We start from the raw sequence: 20,479 nt of genomic DNA on the forward strand, positions 1-20,479 counted from the left end.
GCCCGGTTCATCTCCCGGTCCGCCTCCTTGATCGCGTCATACACCTCGGCCAAGGACGGCTCCACCAGGCCGAGGTGCTGCGCGTTGAGGTAGCTGTCGGGCGGGGCCCCGGGAGGGGTGTCGGGAGGGGGTTCCGCAGTGCTGTCCACACTGCTGTCCACGGGGATTTCCACGGGGCTTTCCAAGGGGATTTGCCGAGGGCTTTCCCGATGAGTCTCTGAGGGTTCTTCAGCTGTCATGCCGGTCACTCTACGGACCACCACCGACATTCGCTCGGCACCCGCCACTCCACCCGCCACCTGTGGATAAGCCGGTCAGAACCACTTTGTTGAGGACAGGCCGACACGTACGCCACCCGTGGGCGAATCAGCCGCAGCCACGCCACCACGGTTCCCGTCGAGGGGTCACGATCTCAATACTCACCCTTGATCACGAAGTACGAGCTCCGGATGACGCCGGCCAGCTTCGATTTCTGCCGAGCGAATTTGAAGCGAGTGGCCGGTTCCTCGGGGACCTCCATACCGTCGGCGAGCTTGAAACCGACGGCTCGCTTCTGGCCCTCCTCGACGCCTACATCACGTTGATCGACAATCCAGACTCGTAGAACACGTACGCCATGCGAATTCTTTCGACTTCGAAGGCAGTTACCTCGAGCGAGCCCGAGGCGATGACGATGTCGCGCTCCTCCGGGAGGATGCGACGTACCCACTCGAGCACGCCCGGAGCATCACTCGCAGGGCTGACGGTGAAGACGTGGTCTTACTTGTTCCTGAAGTAGCGCGCCTCATTGGCTCTTAAGCCGGCGAGCGCGTCGACCACCGGTGACGGCTCAAGTCCGACGGGCGATACATTCACGAAGTCGACTATGTAGGACATGCGGTCCCTCTTCGTTGGTGGTGCCGCCCACGCTGGCGCCGCATCCGCCTTCAGAGTATCGATCTAGCCGCAGAGTTCTTTGGCGATGCCGGCCTGGGATGACACGATGATCTGGCTCACCTTGTCCTCCAGCACCACAAAATGGATCCACTTCCCCTGTCCGCTCGCCAGTGCGTACTGGGCTATAGGGGTGCCGGCATCCTGGGAGGTGATCGAGGGGTACGCGATCGTGAGCTGGTCGAGCGTGGCACCGATTCCGATTCCTGCACTCGTCCGCGCCGACAGCATGGCAGAGTCAGTAGCGTTCTCCCCGGCCTGCACGACAACCTGCTGGATGATGCCGTCGCTGCCCTGATCGGCAATGACGAAGCTTGAGGATCCGGCCCCGTCGAAAGTGACGACCGAACGTGAGGGGCAATCGTCCCAGACGGTTTGGGTGAAGGCGGTCATTGACTCCTTTGTCGAAGTCAGATCAGCCCCGAGCACCAGTGGTCCGACACCGGCGAACCCGATGATCCACGAACTCGGGTCGCTCAAGTTCAGTGGAGCCACTATTGCGGTCGCCGTCGGTGCAGGCGTGGGCTGGAGCGTGCCGACGGTCGGAGCTGCAGAAGCGGTCGGGCCCGGTGACGGCGCATCCGCTTTCTGGCTGGCGCATCCGGACAGCAGGATGGCCAACGCCAGCATTCCCGCGAGCCGTACGGTGGTGTACCTGGATACCTCGTCGAACATTCCGATTCCCCCGAGTCTGCTGATCTACCTATCCAGAAGGCTAGCTCACCCGGAGTCCCGGCCCTAATAGGCCGGAATTGCGACTGACGTGGGACTTCTCCTCCGGCGGTTGGGCACCCGGTTGCACAGGGGAATAGACAGTGCTTCCGTAGATCCACGGATGCCGGACACCCCGTCCCGTCACCGCAACGACATTCACCAGTCGACCTTCGAAAAGAGGAACCCGAACATGGATCTCGATCTTGCCGGAAAGACCGCCGTCGTCACCGGTGCCAGCAAAGGCATCGGACTCGCCGTAACCGCCGCCCTTGTCACCGAGGGTGTGCGAGTGATCGCAGGCTCCCGATCGTCGTCCTCCGAGCTCGACGCTCTCGGCGATGCGGTCAGATTCGTCGCCGTCGACCTGTCGACCGCGACCGGCCCGGAAACGCTGATCGCCGAGGCCACCGACGGCCTGGACATCCTCGTCAACAATGTCGGTGCTCTCACTCCGCGCACCTCGGGATTCCTCGACGTGACCGACGAGGACTGGCTCAGCACCCTGAACCTCGACCTGATGGCCGTCGTGCGTACAACGCGCGCGGCGATTCCCCTGTTGATCGAGCGAGGAGGCGGGACCGTTGTCACCATCGCTTCCGTGAACGCCTATCTTCCGGACCCCGGGGTCATTGACTATTCGGTCGCGAAAGCGGGCGTCTGGAACCTCTCGAAGTCGCTCTCCAAGGAATTCGGCGACCGGGGCATCCGCTTCAACACGGTCAGCCCCGGGCCGGTCTCGACGCCGCTGTGGCTGGGCGAAACCGGGGTGGCGGCGACGGTCGCCAAGGCCATGGGTATCTCGCCCGACGAGGCACGCAAGCAAGTCATCGAAGCCGGCGGCGGGTTCTCCACCGGCCGCTTCACCGAACCGGGGGAAGTCGCGGACCTCGTGCTCCTGCTGGCCAGCGGGCGGGCCGGTAACGTCACAGGCGCCGATTTCAGAATCGACGGCGGGCTGACGAAGGAGCTCTAGAACGACGGCATGAGACGCGGCTTGGACGGTCGCCAGCCGGCCGGATCGTCTTTGAGACAATGGACCAGGCCCCAGCGGCCGGTTCCGTCTTTCCCCGCCCCCCACCCTTGGAGTCTCCATGCCGCACCTCTCGGCCACGGCACGTTCCGTCCCCGGGTCGGGGATTCGTCGTATTTTCGAGCTCGCAGCGGCCCTCGACGACGTGATCCAGCTCAGCGTCGGTGAACCGGAGATGCGTGTCGCACCGCATATCCTCGCGGCGGGTGCGCAGGCCTGGTCCAGCGATACGACCAACTACACCCCGAACAGCGGCCTGATGCTGCTGCGTTCCGCCCTCGTCGGCAAGCTCGCCGAGCACAACGGGGTCGTCGTTGACGAAGACCAGGTGCACATCACCGCGGGTGGCTCCCAAGCCCTGCACATGGCCATGTGCCTCACACTCGACGCCGGCGACGAAATCCTGATTCCGAACCCCGGTTACGCTACGTTCTCGATGGCCTCGCGGCTCGTCGGCGCCGTACCGGTGCCGTATCTGCTCACGGCCGACCGCGGTTTCGCACCGAATCTCGCCGAACTCGAACAGTTGATCACCCCGCGCACCCGGGTGTTACTGATAAACAGTCCGTCCAACCCGCTCGGAGTCGTCTACGGACCGGTCGTGCTCGGCGAACTGCTCGACTTCGCCGCCCGGCACGACCTCTGGGTCATCAGCGACGACGTGTACGAGTACTTCACCTTCACCGGCCCCTTCACCAGTGTGGCGAGCCTGGACACCACCGACCGGGTCTTCGGCGTGTATTCCCTCTCCAAGACCTACGGCCTCACCGGCGGTCGGATCGGCTACCTGGTCACGCCGCCCGGGGTCTCCGGCACGTTCCGCGCCGCGCAGGAAGCGACCGTGAGTTGTGTGAACACGCCCGCGCAACTCGCCGCCGTCGCGGCCATCGAGGGCGATCAGTCGGCCATCACGGATGCGCGTGAGCACTACCGCAGCAACGCCGACGCAGCCTGCGCGGCGCTCTCAACCCGCGGGATCGAGTTCTCCCGCCCCGACGGCGCCTTCTACCTGTGGATCAACGTCTCCTACTGTTCGGGCGGGAATGTCGCCGAGTGGGCAGAGGCGTTCCTGCTCACGCAGCGGGTGGCCGTCGCCCCGGGTTCCGCGTTTGGATCCGCAGGCGAGGGCTGGATCCGGGTCTGCCTGGCCGGCCAGCAGGAACCACTCCTGACGGCACTCTCCCGCCTGCCCGAACGCTGAGCCTCTCCCCCGACGGATGCCGGCGGCCACAGGGAGGGACCGGCGGCTCCTGCGCTACTCCCGACCGTCTTCGAGCGGGATGAGCATGGTGCGGAACGGACCGGCAACGGCGTGGAGATCCCAGATGCGATCGGCGACGCCGTCGATGCCGTTGTCCAGCTGCAGCTGCGGAATGCCGCCCGGGATCACCAGTTGGTTGACCCGGATGCCCTCACCCGCGAGGGTATCGTGGAGCATCTCGCCGTAGGCGCTCTCGGCCGGGAACGCTACCGAGGTGCCCGCGAAGCCGGCGCGGGCCTTCACCGAGGTGCCGCCGTTGATCAGGATGATGCTGCCGTCACCTGACTCCCGCATCGCGGGGAGCACCGCACGCGCCGCGTGGATGAGCCCGAGGGCCGAGAACTGCAGTGCCTCCAGCGCCAGCTCCGGCGTCAGGTCGAGGACGGGCTTCAGGTAGTCGCGCGACGGGAGCGGGCTGTACTGCACGGCCGTGATCGGTCCGAGTTCTGCTGCGGCACGCGCAAGCGCGGATTCGAGCGACGCCGGTGTCAGGACATCCGCTGCGTACGCACGCGCGGTGAAGCCGGCGGCGGTGAGCTCGGCTGCCATGGCGTCGAGTTTCGACTGGTTCCTGGATATCAGGGCAATGGCGAAGCCTTCGCGCCCGAACCGTCGTGCAACGGCCGCGCCGAGCCCCGGTCCGGCTCCGATGATGGCGATGATGGCGATGACAGGCACGATGGTCTCCTTCGATTGATGCTGCTGTGATGGCTGCCGGTTGAGCGCGCCAGCCGTGGCAGCCAGTCTCCGGGTCACGGCCGTCTCTCCGTCGCGCCGACTGCGACGGGCGGTCCCGTTCTCCATGTATCCGACTTTCATCGACCCTGCGAGTAGAGACCGCCGTCCAGGAACGCTGTCGTGTTGACTAGTGCAAGAATACGCTTGGGGGCGGTTCTCCGTCCCACCGAATGATATGGGGGGAAAGCATGACCGTTCGTGGCGCGTTGAGTGGGAACAGGGACGTGCTCGCAGTACTCGTCTTGACTGTTGGCGTGGTTCTCCTGACCGGCTGTTCCGGTCAAGCAGGTCCGCCTTCCGCCACAATCTCCCCCCTGGCAACAACGACGACTGAATCGGCACAGCCAGCTGCAGCCAAGGTGACGAACCTCGTCCTCAGCGCGACGTCAATCGAATTGCAGAATGCGTCCGGGACGTCCGTGTCCACATTCGATTATTTTCAGCCGCCGGACGAGTTGGTTTCAGCACTGACGACGGCACTCGGAAGCACTCCGCTCGTAGGCGCGTGGGGCGAGGACGACAAACACTCGGGAATCACGTACACCTGGGGTGATTTCGCCCTCCGCGACTCCAACCGGGTGGCTGACGGGGAAACGCGGAACTGCCCGAATTCCAGCTTCTCAGTAGCGGCTGAGACCGTGAATGGGATTCACATCAGCACAGTTGACGGAATCGCCGTCGGCGACAACGCTGCCGAGCTCAGGGCTCGATATCCCGACTCCTCCTGGACCAACGCTCCGGCCGACGAGCCTCAGGGCGACTCCGTCGAACTGCATATCGCAGTTGGTCAGGTCACTCTCCCACCGTGCGAGGAATCGGGAGGGAATTCGGACCGCACGTATTCAGTCCGACTTGACGCCACTGACCCGCTCGGGCCGATCACAGGAATCTGGGGGCCCTCCGCAGACTGGGGCGCGTGAAGGGTCACAACTCCCTGAACAGGTGCACCTGGCCAACCGCCGATAACTCGTTGTCCGCATCGGCAACTGTTGCGCGCGCGGCGCCCCCAGCACCGGCTACACGGTGAAACGGAACTTCACCACATTCCGTCACCTAAAGACCTGACTACCGCGGAGGGATGCTTCATCCCGGCGCGTTGCCTGCCACCCTGACGACAACCCCTGCAAGGATGACCGCTAGTGTAGTCACCTGCTCGATGCCTTCTGGGGGAACCATGACTGTCCGCGGCGCAAAGTACGGGCGCGGCACAGCGCTCTCAGCAGTCGTTGTGATTGCCGGCTTCTTCCTTCTCACCGGGTGTTCCGGTCAAGCCAGTCCCGTCCGCGGTACCCCGGCTGCGTCCGCAACGCCGACGGCAGTTGCATCTGCCCCGACTGCGTCGGAGCCTCCTCCGGCCGCAGCCGCAGTGACGGACCTGTACATCAGTGCGACTTCACTCGAGCTGCGAGACGACTCAGGGCAGACTTTGGCCACGTTCGGCTACTTCCAGCCTGCCAACGAGGTGGTCGCCGGGCTGTCCGCAGCCTTCGGAAGCCCACCGATCACAGAAGACTACGCGAGCGAGCACAACGAGCAGCACCCCGGCACCAGGTATGTGTGGGGCAATGCCTACGTCGAGGATCCTGGTCTTGGCTTGAACCCCTATACGAAGGGTGATTTCGTCTTCACCGACGAGGACCCGGTCGGGGTGGCGCCCTATGAACCCAACACCTTTGTCCTGGTCGCCGCCGACACCGTGAACGGTATTCACATCAGCACCGTCGACGGGATCGCTGTCGGCGACAGCGCCGCAGAACTCGAGGCACGATATCCCGATACCTCGTTCCGGTACCCACACCAGCCCGAACTCGACATCGGCGTTGGGTTCGTGCCGCTCCCACCCTCCAATACGTATGCAGGATATGAGAGCTATGCAGGATCCCAGCTCACGTTTTCCGTCCAGCTCAGCGCTCCCGACCCACTCGGGCCGATCACAGTATTTCGTGCACCGTCGGCGAACTGGGGCGTCTGACACCCTCACCCCTCGCCGGACCGACCCGGGCAGGAATTCGGCTACACGTTGAAGCGGAACTCCACGACGTCGCCGTCCTGCATGACGTATTCCTTGCCCTCGATGCGGGCCTTGCCCTTGGCGCGGGCCTCGGCGATGGAGCCGGCGGCGATCAGGTCGTCGAAGGAGAAGACTTCCGCCTTGATGAAGCCCTTCTGGAAGTCGGTGTGGATCACGCCGGCGGCCTGCGGGGCGGTCCAGCCCTTGTGGATCGTCCAGGCGCGGGTCTCCTTGGGGCCTGCGGTCAGGTAGGTCTGCAGGCCGAGGGTGTCGAAGCCGATCCGGGCGAGCTGGTCGAGACCGCTCTCGGCCTGACCGGTCGAGGCGAGCATCTCCGCGGCGTCGGCCGCGTCGAGCTCGCTGAGCTCGGATTCGAGCTTGGCGTCGAGGAACACAGCATTGGCGGGCGCGACGAGGTCGGCGAGCACGGCAAGCTTCTCGGCGTCCTGCAGCACGGCCTCGTCGACGTTGAAAACGTAGATGAAGGGCTTCGCAGTGAGGAGGCCGAGTTCGCGGATCGGCTCGATGTCAAGCTTCGCGGACGAGAGCGGCTGGCCGGCGTCGAGCACGGCCTGCGCCTTGAGCGCGGTCTCGAGCACGATCGGGGGCATCTTGCGGCCCTTGACCTCTTTCTCGAACCGGCTGATGGCCTTCTCGAGGGTCTGCAGGTCGGCGAGGATCAACTCGGTGTTGATGGTCTCCATGTCGCCGGCCGGGTTCACGGCGCCGTCGACGTGCACGACGTCTGGGTCGGCGAATCCGCGGATGACCTGGGCGATCGCATCCGCTTCACGGATGTTCGCGAGGAACTTGTTGCCGAGGCCCTCTCCTTCGCTCGCGCCACGCACGATGCCGGCGATGTCGACGAAGGACACCGGTGCCGGGAGAAGGCGTTCGCTGCCGAAGATCGTGGCGAGCGCGGCGAGCCGGGAATCCGGCAGGTTCACGATCCCCACGTTCGGCTCGATCGTGGCGAACGGGTAGTTCGCCGCGAGCACGTTGTTCTTGGTCAACGCGTTGAAGAGGGTGGACTTGCCGACATTGGGCAGTCCGACGATTGCAATAGTAAGAGCCACGAGAGTCCATCGTACCGGGCGGGCCCCGCCGGGCCTGTCGGTGGCGCGTGAGAGCATGAAGGGGTGCCTCTCAACTTCACCGCCATCGACTTCGAAACCGCCAACTCCTCAAGCGCGTCCGCGTGTTCGGTCGGGCTCGTGAAGGTGCGAGACGGGCTCGTGACCGACCGGGTCGGCTGGTTCATCCAGCCCGCGCCCGGGCACGACGAGTTCCTGAAGTGGAACATCAAGATCCACGGCATCTACCCGGCGGATGTCTTCGGCGCCCCGACCTGGGCCCAGCAGCTCCCCGCGCTGGTCGCCTTCGCCGACGGTGACACCCTCGTCGCCCACAACGCCGGCTTCGACCTCGGAGTCATCAAGACCGCCTCAACGGTCGCCGGACTCCCGGTGCCCGACTTCAGCTACGTGTGCAGCCTGCAGGTCGCCCGCCGCACCTACCACCTGGATTCCTACCGGCTCCCGGTCGCAGCCATGGCCGCGGGCTTCGAGGACTTCGCCCACCACGACGCCCTCGCCGACGCCGAGGCCTGCGCCGCCATCATCATCCACGCGGCGAAGCGGCACGGCGCGGACACCGTCGAAGACCTGGCCCGAATCACCAAGGTCTCGGTCGGAGCCATCGGACCGGTCGCCGTCGCAGCGAAAGCTGCGGTCCACGGGCCGATGGCGCTGAACTAGCCGCGAATCGATACCGCCGCCGTCATGAACTCCGAAGAGCTGCCGCAGAGCCCCTGGCCCCAGGACATGCAGATCAACGTCGAGGAGTGCTGGTCGCCCCTGACCTTCCTGCTCTTCGTGCGCAGCGCCTGGCACCTCGACATCGACAGCGTCCCCCGCCTGGATTCCGAACCGGACCCGGGCACCTCCCGCCGCCCGGCCGACCTCGACGTCGACGCCGCCGTGCAGCGCTGGCTGGCCGAGTGGCGGCGGGCCTGGACCCACTTCGACGCGGCAGATCCCGCCATACACCTGCCCGACGAGGAGACCCGGCACCTCCTGGACACCCTTACCGACGAGCAACTCTGGGCGGCGACCTCGACGTCGACCTGGCCCTCGGACTTCTGGAACTCCGGCATCGACGACGAAGCCTATGGAATGTGGCGCACGACGATGCCGGCGCCGCTCGGCGCCCTGCCGGAGAACCGAGTGATCCCCGCGCTCGTCACCGCCTGGCAGGGTGGCCTCACGACGATCATCCAGCTGCCCTACCTCGGGTTCTTCGCCCAACGCATCAACCGGGAGCACCTCGTCGTGTCCCGGACCACCCGGAATGACCCGGAGATGCTCGCTCAGGCGCTCACGCTCGAAGCCTGACCCGCGACTCTCCAGGGGCCTGCACGCTGAGTGTCGGTGGCCGCTGGCAGAGTTGAAATATGGATCCCTGGCTCACACTTCTTCTCGGCATTGTCCTCGGTGGGCTACTCGGCGCCCTCTGCACGGTCATCGTGCTGCAACGCCGCGCCGCCCGGTCCGGCGCGGCCACCTCCGGTGCTGGTGCATACGTCGTCGATCCCGCGGTTCTCGAAGCCCGCCACCAGGTCGACCTCGCCGAGCTGCGGTCCGCCGACGCCGCGGTGGCCGCCATCCTGCGCGAAGAACTCGCGTCGGTGCAGGCCACGACGGATGCCCTCCGCGAGCAGCTCGCCGAGGCGCAGCGCCGGGCGCGCGAGTTCGACGAACGGCACCGCGAGGAGGCCGCCGCCCGCACCGAACGCGAACAGCGGGAGAGCAAGGTCCTCCAGGCCCTCGCCCCCGTGCGCGAAAGCCTGCACGACATGCAGCTCAAAGTCTCCGAGCTCGAGGCCCAGCGCAGCCTGCAGCACGGGGAACTGAGCCAGCAGCTCCGCAGCGCCACCGAATCGGAGGAGCGCCTGCGCAGCACCGCCGAGTCACTCGCCTCGGCCCTGCGCGCCAACAACACCCGCGGCGTCTGGGGAGAGACCCAGCTGCGCAGCGTGGTCGAGGCCGCCGGACTCATCGAGCGCGTCGATTTCGACGTGCAGTCGAGCATTAGCTCCGACGCGGGGGCCGGCCGTCCCGACATGGTCGTGCACCTGCCCGGGGGCAAGAACATCGCCGTCGACGCCAAGGTGCCGTTCACCGCGTTCCTCGAGGCGAGCCAGATTCCGGCGACGTCCACCGGAGCCGAGGGCGCCCGGCGCACGGCGCTCCTCGGCGCCCATGTCAAAGCCGTGCGCGACCACATCACCGCCCTCGGCAGCAAGGCGTACTGGCAAGGCCTCGAAGCGTCCCCCGAGATCGTGATCGCGTTCATCCCGAGCGAATCGCTCGTGTCGTCCGCGCTCGAAGCCGACCCCTCGATCATGGAGTTCGCCTTCTCGAAACGGGTCGCTCTCGCCTCCCCCGTGACGCTCTGGTCGGTACTCAAGACCGTCGCGTTCACCTGGCAACAAGACGTGCTCACCCGCGACGCGAAACTGCTCTTCGACCTCAGCCGTGAGCTCTACGCCCGGCTGGCCGTCACCGCCACCCATATCGAGAAGCTCGGGCGCTCCATCGAGCGCACCGTCAAGGACTACAACGGTTTCGTCGGGTCGATGGAACGCCAGGTCCTGCCGACGGCGCGCAAGCTCAACGCTCTCGACGAGTCGAAGGTGCTCGCCCCGCTGGCCGGTATCGAGGAGTCCCCGCGGGAACTCGTCGCCTGGGAGTTCGTGACCGAGCTGGAAGCCGCGGGACTCGCGGCGGACGAGCTCGAAGCATCCGCCCAGCGCGCCGACTGACTCGGCGCCCCGCGGCAGTGTGCCGCACGACAATCGCCGTTCCGGCCGAGTGTCTCCCGGGAAACGGGATGGCTGGGCAGGAACGGCGATTATCGCGTGCGGAGACGCGGGGTGATGTCAGTGTGCGGTCAGTGCGCGCGGGCTACAGCCACTTGGCGGCGAGGTGGTCGGCCACGACGCGGCGGACGGTACCCGACTTGCCGCGCATGACGATGCTCTCGGTGCGGATGATCGGACCCTTGCGGCGCACGCCGTCCACGAGTCCGCCGTCGGTCACGCCGGTGGCGACGAAGAAGGTGTTGTCGCCCGACACCATGTCGTCGAGGTCGAGCACCTTGTCGACGTCGAGGCCGGCCGCGATGGCCCTGGCGCGTTCGGCGTCGTCCTTGGGGGCGAGTCGGCCCTGCATGAACCCGCCGAGCGCCTTGAGCGCGCACGCCGTCGTGATGCCCTCCGGGCTGCCACCGATACCGACGCACATGTCGATCCGCGTGCCGTAGCGGGCCGCGTTGATACCGCCGGCGACGTCGCCGTCGGACATGAGACGCGTTCCCGCTCCCGCGGCCCGGATCGCGTCGATCAGTCCCTCGTGGCGCGGACGGTTGAGCACGGCCACGACCATCTCACCGATGGGCTTGCCGGTGGCCTGGGACAGGGCACGCAGGTTGTCACCGATCGGCTGGTCGAGGTGCACGACGCCGAATCCGGCGGCTCCCGTGACGATCTTGTCCATGTAGAACACCGAGGAGGCATCGAGCATCGTGCCGCGGGACGACACGGCGATCACGGAAAGCGCGTTCTGGCGACCCTCGGCAGTGAGGCTCGTTCCGTCGATGGGGTCCACGGCGATGTCGCAGGCCGGACCGGTGCCGTTCCCGACGTGCTCGCCGTTGAAGAGCATCGGAGCCTTGTCCTTTTCGCCCTCGCCGATGACGATGACTCCGTCGAAGTTGACGGTACCGAGGAAGACCCGCATCGCGTCGACGGCGGCCTTGTCGGCGGCGTTCTTGTCTCCGCGACCGATGAACGGCACCGCGCGAATAGCCGCGGCTTCGGTCGCACGCACCAGCTCCATGGCCAGGTTCCGGTCAGGGTGGGTGAAATTGGGGGCGATTTCGGGGCTGTTCACAGATGGTCCTTCCCGGACGAAGAGTGCGGCAGTGGCGAGGCCCAGCTTTGGGCCGGCGCCGGTTTCCCAGCGCTGCCGTTTAAGAGCCTAGCGCCCGCCCAGCGGGAACGGCTGATGTTTCCCGTCCAGCCATCCAGCCGCCATCGGTAGGATGGGAAGACCGAATCTGTACAACCGAGGAGACGCTGAAACATGCCCATCGCAACCCCAGACCAGTATGCAGAGATGCTCAACAAAGCCAAGACCCAGGGTTTCGCTTACCCGGCGTTCAACGTTGCGTCTTCCCAGAGCATTAATGCCGTCCTGCAGGGCCTGACTGAAGCCGGCTCCGACGGCATCATCCAGGTCACCACCGGTGGCGCCGATTATTTCGCCGGCCACACGGTCAAGAACCGCGCATCCGGTGCGCTCGCCATGGCTCACTTCGTGCAGTCCGTCGCCGACAATTACCCCGTTACCGTTGCCCTGCACACGGACCACTGCCCCAAGGGCGCCCTGGACGACTTCGTCCTCCCCCTCATCGCCGCTTCCGAGGCTGAAGTCAAGGCCGGGCGCAACCCGATCTTCCAGTCGCACATGTGGGACGGCTCCGCCATTCCGCTCGCCGAGAACCTCGTCATCGCGAAGGACATCCTCAAGCGCACCAAGAACATCAACGCGATCCTCGAGGTCGAGATCGGCGCCGTCGGCGGCGAAGAAGACGGTGTCGAGGGCGACATCAACGAGAACCTGTACACGACCCTCGCCGACGCGAGCGCGATGATCGACGCCCTGGGCCTCGGCGAAGACGGCCGCTACATGGCCGCGCTGACCTTCGGCAACGTGCACGGCGTCTACAAGCCCGGCAACGTCAAGCTGCGCCCGGAGCTGCTCAAGGAGATCCAGGACGGCCTCGCCGCCAAGTACGGCACCGGCCCGAAGCCGCTTGACCTGGTCTTCCACGGCGGGTCCGGCTCGACCGCCGACGAGATCGCCGAAGCCGTCGCCAACGGCGTCGTCAAGATGAACATCGACACCGACACGCAGTACGCGTTCACGCGCGCCGTCGCCGGCTACATGCTGAAGAACTACGACGGCGTGCTCAAGATCGACGGCGAAGTCGGCAACAAGAAGCTGTATGACCCGCGCGCCTGGGGCAAGGTCGCCGAGACGGCCATGGCCGCCCGCGTCGTCGAAGCCACCCAGCAGCTCGGTTCCGCTGGACACTCGGAGAGCTGATCTTCGGCCCCACGCAGGACTGAATGCATCACCGGGGTGGACTCATACGATTCCACCCCGGCACATCATCTGTTCCTAATCAAAAAGAGCGAAACAAGTGAACGTAGCGACCCCCGTGCCCAGCGATAACCTCCCTGACGGCCCCCGCCGGGACCCCCGGCCCCAGCCCCGTTACGGGGAACTGGCCCCTGAGGGGTGGAGCTGGGACCCGGGCATCACGTCACCGCGGTCACCCACCGGCGAGCCGAACTCCTCGCCGACGCTCGGGACTCTGACCGGGCCGTCGAAGCCCGCCGTGCCCGTCTGGGACCGGCGGGTCACCCTCGGCCTGCTTGTACTCGGCCTCGCCGCGACCTTCCTGTCGATCGGGGTGCTCAACGCACTTCCCGACGCGATCCAGATGCTGTACACCCAGTCCCACCTCGGCACCTATGTGCCGGACTCCTCCGTCGCCGGGCTCGTCGCGGCGGGTGGCATCACCGAAGCGATCCTCTGGCTGCTCACCGCCGCCGCATCGATTCTGCTCCTCACGCGCGGCAAGCGGGCGTTCTACGTTCCGTTGATCGGCGCCGTGATCGCGTTCGTGGTGATCTTCGCCTTCATGATGGTCGTCGTGACGACAGACCCGACGCTGATCAACTTCTACAGCCAGCCCTAGGCATCCGCGTGGGAGCGCCCGAACGGGGCCCCACCCGCGTCGGCGCTATTCGGTCCGCGTCACGCGCCCACCGAGGGCCCGTGCGTCGTTGTTGCCCGCAAGGTCCTTCCGCAGTTCCTTCGGAAGCGAGAAGAGCAGGTCCTCCTCCGCGGTCTTCACTTCCTGCACGTCGCCGAAGCCGGCACCGGCGAGGTCGCGCAGAAGCTCGGTCACGAGTTCCTCGGGCACGGATGCCCCGCTCGTCACTCCGACGGTCGCGACGCCGTCGAGCCACTCCTGCTTGACCTCGCTCGCGAAGTCGACCCGGTAGGCGGCGCGGGCGCCGTATTCGAGGGCGACCTCGACGAGGCGCACGGAATTGGACGAGTTCGCCGAACCGACCACGAGCACGAGGTCGGAGGCCTCGGCGATCTTCTTGATCGCCACCTGACGGTTCTGGGTGGCGTAACAGATGTCGTCGCTCGGCGGATCCTGGAGCAGCGGGAACCGGGCACGCAGCCGGCTCACGGTCTCCATCGTCTCGTCGACGCTGAGGGTGGTCTGCGACAGCCAGACGACCTTCTCCGGGTTGCGCACCACGATCGTGTCCGCCTCGTCCGGGCTGCCGACCAGGGTCGTGTGCTCGGGGGCTTCCCCGGCCGTGCCCTCGACCTCTTCGTGGCCTTCGTGGCCGATCAGCAGGATCTCGAAATCATCGCGCGCGAAGCGCACGGCCTCGCGGTGCACCTTGGTGACGAGCGGGCAGGTCGCGTCGATGGCGCGCAGTCCGCGTGCCGCGGCCGCGTTGACGACGGCCGGCGACACTCCGTGGGCGCTGAACACGAGGTGCGAGCCGCGGGGAACTTCGTCGACCTCGTCCACGAAGATGGCGCCCTGCTTCTCCAGTTCGGAGACGACGTGCACGTTGTGCACGATCTGCTTGCGCACATAGACGGGGGCGCCGTAGAGCTCGAGGGCCTTCTCGACGGCGATCACGGCGCGGTCGACGCCCGCGCAGTAGCCGCGCGGTGCCGCGAGCAGCACCCGTTTCGGCCCATCCACCGGGGTATCCTTGAGGACGTTGCGTGCCCGGGGAATCCGGGGCATGCCGAGGCCGATAACGCTTGAATCCGAGCTGATAGTCACCGGCTCATTCTATGGGTGCGTGACTGGACAGGCCGTGGGAGGAACGATTCATGACCGATGCACCACCCACCCTCGAGGCCCCGTGGCCCGTCGCCCTGCTCGCGAACAAGATCCGCGGGTACATCGAACGGCTCGGCACGGCGTGGGTCGAGGGCGAGATCACCCAGTGGGGCGTCAGCGGCGGCAATGTCTACGGCAAGCTCAAGGACCTCAGCGAGGACGCCACCGTGGGCTTCACCGTGTGGTCCTCCGTCAAGGCCCGGCTGAGCGACGAGTTCAAGCAGGGCGACCGGGTCATCGCCCTGGTCAAGCCGAACTACTGGGTCAAGGGCGGCACGCTCACCATGCAGGTCTTCGACCTGCGTCACGTCGGCCTCGGCGACATGCTCGAACGCCTCGAGCGTCTCCGCAAGCAACTCGCCGCCGAAGGGCTCTTCGCAGCTTCCCGAAAGAAGGCGCTCCCCTTCCTCCCGCACTGCATCGGCCTCGTCACCGGCAAGGACTCCGACGCCGAGAAGGACGTCATCCGCAACGCCCAGTTGCGCTGGCCCGCCGTCGATTTCCACCTCGCATACGCGGCCATGCAGGGCGACCGGTCCGTTGCCGAGGTCGTCGCGGCGATCCAGCGTCTCGACGCCGACCCCGACGTCGACGTCATCATCGTCGCCCGCGGCGGCGGCGACTTCCAGAACCTGCTCGGCTTCAGCGACGAACGCGTACTCCGCGCCGCAGCGGCCTGCCACACCCCCCTGGTCAGCGCGATCGGCCACGAGGCCGACCGGCCGCTGCTAGACGAGGTCGCCGACCTCCGGGCATCGACCCCGACGGATGCCGCCAAGCGCGTCGTCCCCGACGTCTCTGACGAGCTCAACCGCGTACAGCAGGCCAGGGCCCGGTTGAGTACCCGGCTCACCGGAATCCTCGCGACCGAGGTCGACCGGATCGGCCAGCTCCGGTCACGCCCCGTGCTGAGCACGACCGCCTGGATCGTCGATTCCCGTGCCGAAGACCTCACCCGCTACGTCGCCCGCGGGACGGAGCTCGTGGAACGCGTCGTCGAGGCATCCGCCGGTGTCATCGTCGAGCTCCGATCGAGGCTCCGCACGCTCTCCCCGCAGGGCACCCTCGACCGCGGCTACGCGATCGTGCAGGTGCCGGACGGCCACGTGCTGCGCGCCGCCGCCGACGCTCCGGACGGCACCCGGCTCAGGATCACGCTCGGCAGCGGGACCCTCGCTGCCACAGCCGGCCCCGCCGCGGACCCGGCGACAGAGCCGAACACGACAGACAGGACTCAATAGAATGGACGCCATGACCGCTCCCGCCGACATCGCCACCCTGAGCTACGAGCAGGCCAGGGACGAACTCGTCCGGGTCGTGAGCGCCCTCGAGCAGGGCTCGTCAACCCTCGAAGAGTCCCTCGCCCTGTGGGAACGCGGCGAAGAACTGGCCCGGCGCTGCGAGGAATGGCTGATCGGAGCCAAGGCACGCCTTGACGCCGCCCGCGCGCGCCAGCTGGACTCCGCCTCCCCCTCGACCGGCCCCAGCGCCGAATGAGCACCGCGAAGCGGCCACCCCGGGTCGTGGCCGAGCTCGGCCGGCCGGAAACCGCCCAGGAGACGGCCGACCGCCTCGCGACCAACTCGCGGAACTACCGATCGCGCAAGACCGTCAACAACCTCGTCCTGTCCCTGCTCGCCACGCTCGGCGCCGTCTTCGTGCTCGTGCTCCTCGTTCCCCGCAGCGACGGGCCCGTCGACCGCACCGTCGACTTCGCCGCCGTCGCAAGCCAGGTGCAGGTCGGGATCGACGAACCCCTCGTGGTTCCCGCTCTCCCGGATGGCTGGCGGGCGAACGCCGCGCAATGGCGTGTCGGCGGCACCGACAAGATCCCGTCCTGGTACATCGGCCTGCTGACCCCGCGCAACGAGTTCATCGGCCTCACCCAGGCCCTCGGCGCCAATCCGACCTGGGTCGGCCAGCAGCTGAACGACGCCCCCGCATCGGAGACGCTCACCCTCGGCGGCGTCACCTGGGACGTCTACCGCAACCCTGCGGCCGAGAAGGACCGCGGCAACTTCGTGTACGCCCTCGTGACGAGCGCGGGAACGAGCAGCTACCTGCTCGTCGGAACGGCCGACGACGACGAATTCGCGGCACTCGCAACCGCGATCGCCCCTCAGATCAGCTCCAACGGACCGGCGGTGACCCAGTGAACGGGCAAGGAAAAGACGTGTTCATCAGCCAGGCTGCCGCACCCGGCGACGCCGTGGGCCCCGCTGCGGTCTGGAGCAGGCTGCAACGCGGCAACCAGCGGTTCGTGGATGGCGAGCCGCAGCATCCGCGCCAGGACGTCGACCGTCGCACCGAGCTCGCAACCGCGCAAACCCCCGCCGCCGCGGTTTTCGGCTGCAGCGATTCCCGCCTCGCGGCGGAGATCATCTTCGACATGGGCCTCGGCGACCTCTTCGTCGTGCGCAATGCCGGCCAGGTCATTTCCGATTCGGTGCTGGGTTCCCTCGAGTACGCGGTCGCCGTGCTCAAGGTTCCGCTCATCCTCGTGCTCGGCCACGACGGCTGCGGCGCGGTCCAGGCCGCCGTCGACGCGCAGGCGCCGGACGCGATGCCCCTGCCCGCGCACATCGGCCGCATCATCGACAAGATCGTGCCCGCCGTGCACCGCGTGGTCGCGGCAACGGATGCGACACTGACCGACCCCGGGAGCATCGATGCGCTCAGGGTGGGCAGGGAACACCTGCGCGACACCGTGACCGAGCTCCTGGAACAGTCCGAGGTGATCAGCGACGCCGTCGCAGCAGGTACATTGGCTATCGTCGGCGCCAACTACCGACTGCTCGAAGGCCGGGCCGTTCCCGACGTCGTCGTCGGAAACGTCTGAATCGTCTGGCCCACCGAGCCAGGCAGTACCGTCTCACAATCGAAAGGTCTTACACACAGTGGTGGAAAAAACCGCAGATGCCGGCTACCGAATCGAACACGACACCATGGGCGAGGTGCAGGTTCCGCTCGACGCCCTCTACGGCGCCCAGACCCAGCGAGCCGTTGAGAACTTCCCGATCTCCGGTTCCGTCCTCGAACCAGCGCAGATCTCGGCCCTCGCACGCATCAAGAAGTCTGCGGCACTCGCCAACGCGCAGCTCGGGGTGCTCGACGGCGACATCGCCGAGGCGATCGCCGGTGCAGCAGACGAGGTCATCACCGGTCTCTACGACGACCAGTTCCCGATCGACGTCTACCAGACCGGCAGCGGCACCTCCTCGAACATGAACATGAACGAGGTGCTCGCGACCCTCGCCACCCGCACCCTCGGCCGCCCGGTGCACCCGAACGACCACGTCAACGCCTCGCAGTCCTCGAACGACGTCTTCCCGACATCCGTGCACCTCGCCGTCACGAGCGCACTCATCGACGACCTCATCCCCGGGCTCGACCACCTCGCCGTCGCACTCGAGGCGAAGTCCGTGCTCTGGGCCGACGCCGTCAAGGCGGGCCGCACCCACCTGATGGACGCGACCCCGGTCACCCTCGGCCAGGAGTTCGGCGGCTACGCCCGCCAGATGCGCCTCGGCATCGAGCGCATCCGCAGCGCCCTCCCCCGCGTCGCCGAGGTGCCCCTGGGCGGCACCGCCGTCGGCACCGGCATCAACACCCCCGCCGGCTTCCCCCAGCTTGTCATCGAGCTCCTGGTGGCCGAGACCGAGCTGCCCGTGACGGAGGCGCGCGACCACTTCGAGGCGCAAGCCAACCGGGACGGCCTCGTCGACGCATCCGGCGCCCTGCGCACGATCGCCGTCAGCCTCACCAAGATCTGCAACGACCTGCGCTGGATGGGCTCCGGCCCCAACACGGGCTTCGGCGAGCTGCAGATCCCCGACCTGCAGCCCGGCTCCTCGATCATGCCCGGCAAGGTCAACCCGGTCATCCCCGAGGCGGTGCTGATGGTCTGCTCGCGGGTGATCGGCAACGACGCGACCGTGGCCTGGTCCGGCGCCTCCGGCTCGTTCGAGCTCAACGTGGCCATCCCCGTGATGGGCACCGCGCTGCTCGAGTCGATCCGGCTGCTCTCGAACGCCACCCGCGTGCTCGCGGACAAGACCATCGACGGGCTCGAGGCCAACCTCGACCGGGCGAAGGCCCTCGCCGGCTCCTCTCCCGCGATCGTGACGCCGCTCAACCGGGTGATCGGTTACGAGGCCGCAGCGAAGGTCGCCAAGCACGCCGTCGCACACGGCGTTCCGGTGCGCCAGGCCGTCATCGACCTCGGCTTCGTGGAGCGCGGCGAGGTCACCCTGGCCCAGCTCGACACCGCCCTGGACCTGCTCAGCATGACGCGTCCGCCCGCGCGCACCGCCTAGCCCACCCCGTCCCCCTACCTTTCCGGTCGAGGGTGCCCTTTCCGCGGGTCACTCTCGACCGGAAAGGGCACCGTCGCCGGATGGCCGGGGCTAGTTCGGGTCGTTGCCCTCGAGCATCTCGGTGACGAGCGCAGCGATCGCGCTACGCTCCGAGCGGGTCAGCGTCATGTGGGCGAACAGCGGATGTCCCTTGAGCGTCTCGATCACGGACGCGACGCCGTCGAAGCGGCCGACCCGGAGGTTGTCCCGCTGCGCGACGTCGTGGGTGAGGACCACCCGCGAGTTCTGCCCGATCCGGCTGAGCACCGTGAGCAGCACGTTGCGCTCGAGCGACTGCGCCTCGTCCACGATCACGAACGCGTCGTGCAGCGACCGGCCGCGGATGTGCGTCAGCGGCAGCACCTCGAGGATCCCGCGCTCCAGCACCTCCTCGAGCACGTTCTCGGACACGAGAGCACCGAGGGTGTCGAAGACCGCCTGGGCCCACGGGCTCATCTTCTCGCCCGCGTCACCGGGCAGGTAACCGAGTTCCTGGCCGCCGACCGCGTAGAGCGGGCGGAACACCATGATCTTGCGGTGCTGCTGGCGTTCGAGCACGGCCTCGAGTCCCGCGCAGAGCGCGAGCGCCGACTTCCCCGTCCCCGCTCGCCCTCCCAGGGAGAGGATCCCGATCTCGGGGTCGAGCAGCAGGTCGATCGCCAGGCGCTGCTCCGCGGAGCGCCCCTTGAGGCCGAACAGGTCCCGGTCGCCGCGCACGAGCCGCATCTCGCCCTTACCGGTGACCCGGCCGAGCGCCGAGCCGCGGTCGGAGTGGACGACGAGGCCGGTGTTGATCGGCATGTCCTGCACCAGGCGGGTGTTCAGCACCTCGTTGTCGTACAGCTCGCTGATCTGGTTGGACCCGAGGGTGATCTCGTCCATCCCCGTCCAGCCGGAATCGACGGCGAGCTCGTGGCGGTACTCGTCGGCGAGCAGGCCGATCGACGCGGCCTTGACCCGCAAGGGCAGGTCCTTGGAGACGACCGTGACGGCGAGGCCGTCGTTGGCGAGGTTCATCGCGACCGCGAGGATCCTCGAGTCGTTGTCGCCGAGTTGCAGGCCGGAGGGGAGTACCGACATGTTGGAGTGGTTCAGCTCGACACGCAGGCTGCCACCCTCCCCGACCGGGATCGGGAAGTCGAGCCGTTCATACTTCACCCGCAGTTCGTCCAGGAGCCGCAGTGCCTGCCGGGCGAAGTACCCGATCTCCGGGTCGTTGCGCTTGGATTCGAGTTCGGCGATCACGACAACCGGCAGCACGATGGCATGCTCGGCGAACCGGAAGATCGCCTTGGGATCCGACAGGAGCACCGAGGTGTCCAGCACAAAGGTGCGCTCGGTTTGCTTGGTGTCGGAAGCCGTCTGGTTCGAACCCAGATAGTCGGTTTGATTAGCGGTCACAACCACTCCCACCCCGTGCCCCG

The 20,479-nt window shown here is 67.0% G+C and carries 20 protein-coding genes and 1 pseudogene; 14 read left to right on the top strand and 7 right to left on the bottom strand.

Annotated elements, in window-relative coordinates; genetic code table 11:
* Window positions 1-412 precede the first annotated feature (412 nt).
* Together MQH31_RS16045 and MQH31_RS16050 are read right to left on the bottom strand one after the other, a co-directional pair.
* Window positions 413-876, bottom strand: a pseudogene (locus MQH31_RS16045) (DUF8821 family protein).
* A gap of 63 nt (window positions 877-939) precedes the next feature.
* Entirely contained in the window at window positions 940-1,608 is a 669-nt protein-coding gene (locus MQH31_RS16050) for a hypothetical protein (RefSeq protein ID WP_243012867.1), read from the bottom strand.
* Window positions 1,609-1,837: 229 nt separating this feature from the next.
* Between MQH31_RS16050 and MQH31_RS16055 the strand changes: the two genes are divergently transcribed.
* Window positions 1,838-2,620 carry an SDR family oxidoreductase gene (locus MQH31_RS16055; RefSeq protein WP_243012868.1) on the top strand — a complete coding sequence of 261 codons (783 nt, stop codon included), beginning with the start codon at window positions 1,838-1,840 and terminating at the stop codon, window positions 2,618-2,620.
* Between the two features lie 118 nt (window positions 2,621-2,738).
* Window positions 2,739-3,878 carry a pyridoxal phosphate-dependent aminotransferase gene (locus MQH31_RS16060; protein WP_243012869.1) on the top strand — a complete coding sequence of 380 codons (1,140 nt, stop codon included), beginning with the start codon at window positions 2,739-2,741 and terminating at the stop codon, window positions 3,876-3,878.
* A 54-nt stretch (window positions 3,879-3,932) separates the two neighbouring features.
* Here MQH31_RS16060 and MQH31_RS16065 read toward each other — a convergent pair whose 3' ends face one another.
* Entirely contained in the window at window positions 3,933-4,616 is a 684-nt protein-coding gene (locus MQH31_RS16065) for an SDR family NAD(P)-dependent oxidoreductase (protein WP_243012870.1), read from the bottom strand.
* Between the two features lie 248 nt (window positions 4,617-4,864).
* Between MQH31_RS16065 and MQH31_RS16070 the strand changes: the two genes are divergently transcribed.
* Both MQH31_RS16070 and MQH31_RS16075 read left to right on the top strand, forming a co-directional pair.
* Window positions 4,865-5,596 carry a hypothetical protein gene (locus tag MQH31_RS16070; protein ID WP_243012871.1) on the top strand — a complete coding sequence of 244 codons (732 nt, stop codon included), beginning with the start codon at window positions 4,865-4,867 and terminating at the stop codon, window positions 5,594-5,596.
* 254 nt (window positions 5,597-5,850) lie between these two features.
* On the top strand, window positions 5,851-6,648 hold the full coding sequence (locus MQH31_RS16075) for a hypothetical protein (RefSeq protein WP_243012872.1): 798 nt from the start codon (window positions 5,851-5,853) through the stop codon (window positions 6,646-6,648).
* Window positions 6,649-6,689: 41 nt separating this feature from the next.
* Here MQH31_RS16075 and ychF read toward each other — a convergent pair whose 3' ends face one another.
* Window positions 6,690-7,763 carry a redox-regulated ATPase YchF gene (gene ychF / locus MQH31_RS16080; protein WP_243012873.1) on the bottom strand — a complete coding sequence of 358 codons (1,074 nt, stop codon included), beginning with the start codon at window positions 7,761-7,763 and terminating at the stop codon, window positions 6,690-6,692.
* A gap of 63 nt (window positions 7,764-7,826) precedes the next feature.
* Between ychF and MQH31_RS16085 the strand changes: the two genes are divergently transcribed.
* Genes MQH31_RS16085 through MQH31_RS16095 form a run of 3 tightly spaced genes read left to right on the top strand, consistent with a single transcriptional unit; the run spans window position 7,827 to window position 10,510 of the window.
* The gene (locus MQH31_RS16085; RefSeq protein ID WP_243012874.1) at window positions 7,827-8,444 is read left to right on the top strand and encodes an exonuclease domain-containing protein; all 618 of its coding nucleotides are present in this window, start codon (window positions 7,827-7,829) and stop codon (window positions 8,442-8,444) included.
* A gap of 24 nt (window positions 8,445-8,468) precedes the next feature.
* Window positions 8,469-9,080: a hypothetical protein gene (locus tag MQH31_RS16090; protein ID WP_243012875.1), complete on the top strand. Its 612-nt coding sequence runs from the start codon at window positions 8,469-8,471 to the stop codon at window positions 9,078-9,080.
* Window positions 9,081-9,139: 59 nt separating this feature from the next.
* The gene (locus MQH31_RS16095) at window positions 9,140-10,510 is read left to right on the top strand and encodes a DNA recombination protein RmuC (protein ID WP_243012876.1); all 1,371 of its coding nucleotides are present in this window, start codon (window positions 9,140-9,142) and stop codon (window positions 10,508-10,510) included.
* A gap of 142 nt (window positions 10,511-10,652) precedes the next feature.
* On the opposite strand, the gene glpX is transcribed toward MQH31_RS16095, so the two are convergent.
* Entirely contained in the window at window positions 10,653-11,585 is a 933-nt protein-coding gene (glpX, locus tag MQH31_RS16100; RefSeq protein WP_243013017.1) for a class II fructose-bisphosphatase, read from the bottom strand.
* Window positions 11,586-11,831: 246 nt separating this feature from the next.
* Here glpX and fbaA point away from each other — a divergent pair, with 246 nt between their 5' ends.
* Both fbaA and MQH31_RS16110 read left to right on the top strand, forming a co-directional pair.
* The gene (fbaA, locus tag MQH31_RS16105; RefSeq protein WP_134449498.1) at window positions 11,832-12,857 is read left to right on the top strand and encodes a class II fructose-bisphosphate aldolase; all 1,026 of its coding nucleotides are present in this window, start codon (window positions 11,832-11,834) and stop codon (window positions 12,855-12,857) included.
* A 97-nt stretch (window positions 12,858-12,954) separates the two neighbouring features.
* Window positions 12,955-13,515: a DUF6264 family protein gene (locus tag MQH31_RS16110; RefSeq protein WP_243012877.1), complete on the top strand. Its 561-nt coding sequence runs from the start codon at window positions 12,955-12,957 to the stop codon at window positions 13,513-13,515.
* Window positions 13,516-13,560: 45 nt separating this feature from the next.
* Here MQH31_RS16110 and MQH31_RS16115 read toward each other — a convergent pair whose 3' ends face one another.
* Window positions 13,561-14,601, bottom strand: a complete 1,041-nt coding sequence (locus tag MQH31_RS16115) for a 4-hydroxy-3-methylbut-2-enyl diphosphate reductase (RefSeq protein ID WP_134535584.1) — start codon at window positions 14,599-14,601, stop codon at window positions 13,561-13,563.
* Between the two features lie 89 nt (window positions 14,602-14,690).
* Here MQH31_RS16115 and xseA point away from each other — a divergent pair, with 89 nt between their 5' ends.
* From xseA to MQH31_RS16140, 5 genes are read left to right on the top strand one after another with little or no spacing between them, the layout of a single operon-like run.
* Window positions 14,691-15,941 carry an exodeoxyribonuclease VII large subunit gene (xseA, locus tag MQH31_RS16120; protein ID WP_243012878.1) on the top strand — a complete coding sequence of 417 codons (1,251 nt, stop codon included), beginning with the start codon at window positions 14,691-14,693 and terminating at the stop codon, window positions 15,939-15,941.
* Between the two features lies 1 nt (window position 15,942).
* Entirely contained in the window at window positions 15,943-16,197 is a 255-nt protein-coding gene (locus tag MQH31_RS16125) for an exodeoxyribonuclease VII small subunit (RefSeq protein ID WP_243012879.1), read from the top strand.
* A complete protein-coding gene (locus tag MQH31_RS16130) occupies window positions 16,194-16,856 on the top strand; it encodes a DUF4245 domain-containing protein (protein ID WP_243012880.1) in 663 nt (220 codons plus the stop codon). Before MQH31_RS16125 ends, MQH31_RS16130 begins: the two co-directional genes overlap by 4 nt.
* Window positions 16,857-16,873: 17 nt before the next feature.
* Entirely contained in the window at window positions 16,874-17,539 is a 666-nt protein-coding gene (locus tag MQH31_RS16135; protein WP_277612636.1) for a carbonic anhydrase, read from the top strand.
* A 58-nt stretch (window positions 17,540-17,597) separates the two neighbouring features.
* Window positions 17,598-19,016 carry a class II fumarate hydratase gene (locus MQH31_RS16140; RefSeq protein WP_134535496.1) on the top strand — a complete coding sequence of 473 codons (1,419 nt, stop codon included), beginning with the start codon at window positions 17,598-17,600 and terminating at the stop codon, window positions 19,014-19,016.
* Between the two features lie 90 nt (window positions 19,017-19,106).
* Here the strand turns inward: MQH31_RS16140 and phoH2 are convergent, their stop codons facing one another.
* Window positions 19,107-20,456, bottom strand: coding sequence for an RNA 5'-3' helicase PhoH2 (phoH2, locus tag MQH31_RS16145; RefSeq protein WP_372488177.1), 1,350 nt, complete (start codon window positions 20,454-20,456; stop codon window positions 19,107-19,109).
* Window positions 20,457-20,479: the final 23 nt, after the last annotated feature.

Source organism: Cryobacterium zhongshanensis (genome assembly GCF_022760445.1).
GTDB lineage: Bacteria > Actinomycetota > Actinomycetes > Actinomycetales > Microbacteriaceae > Cryobacterium > Cryobacterium algoricola.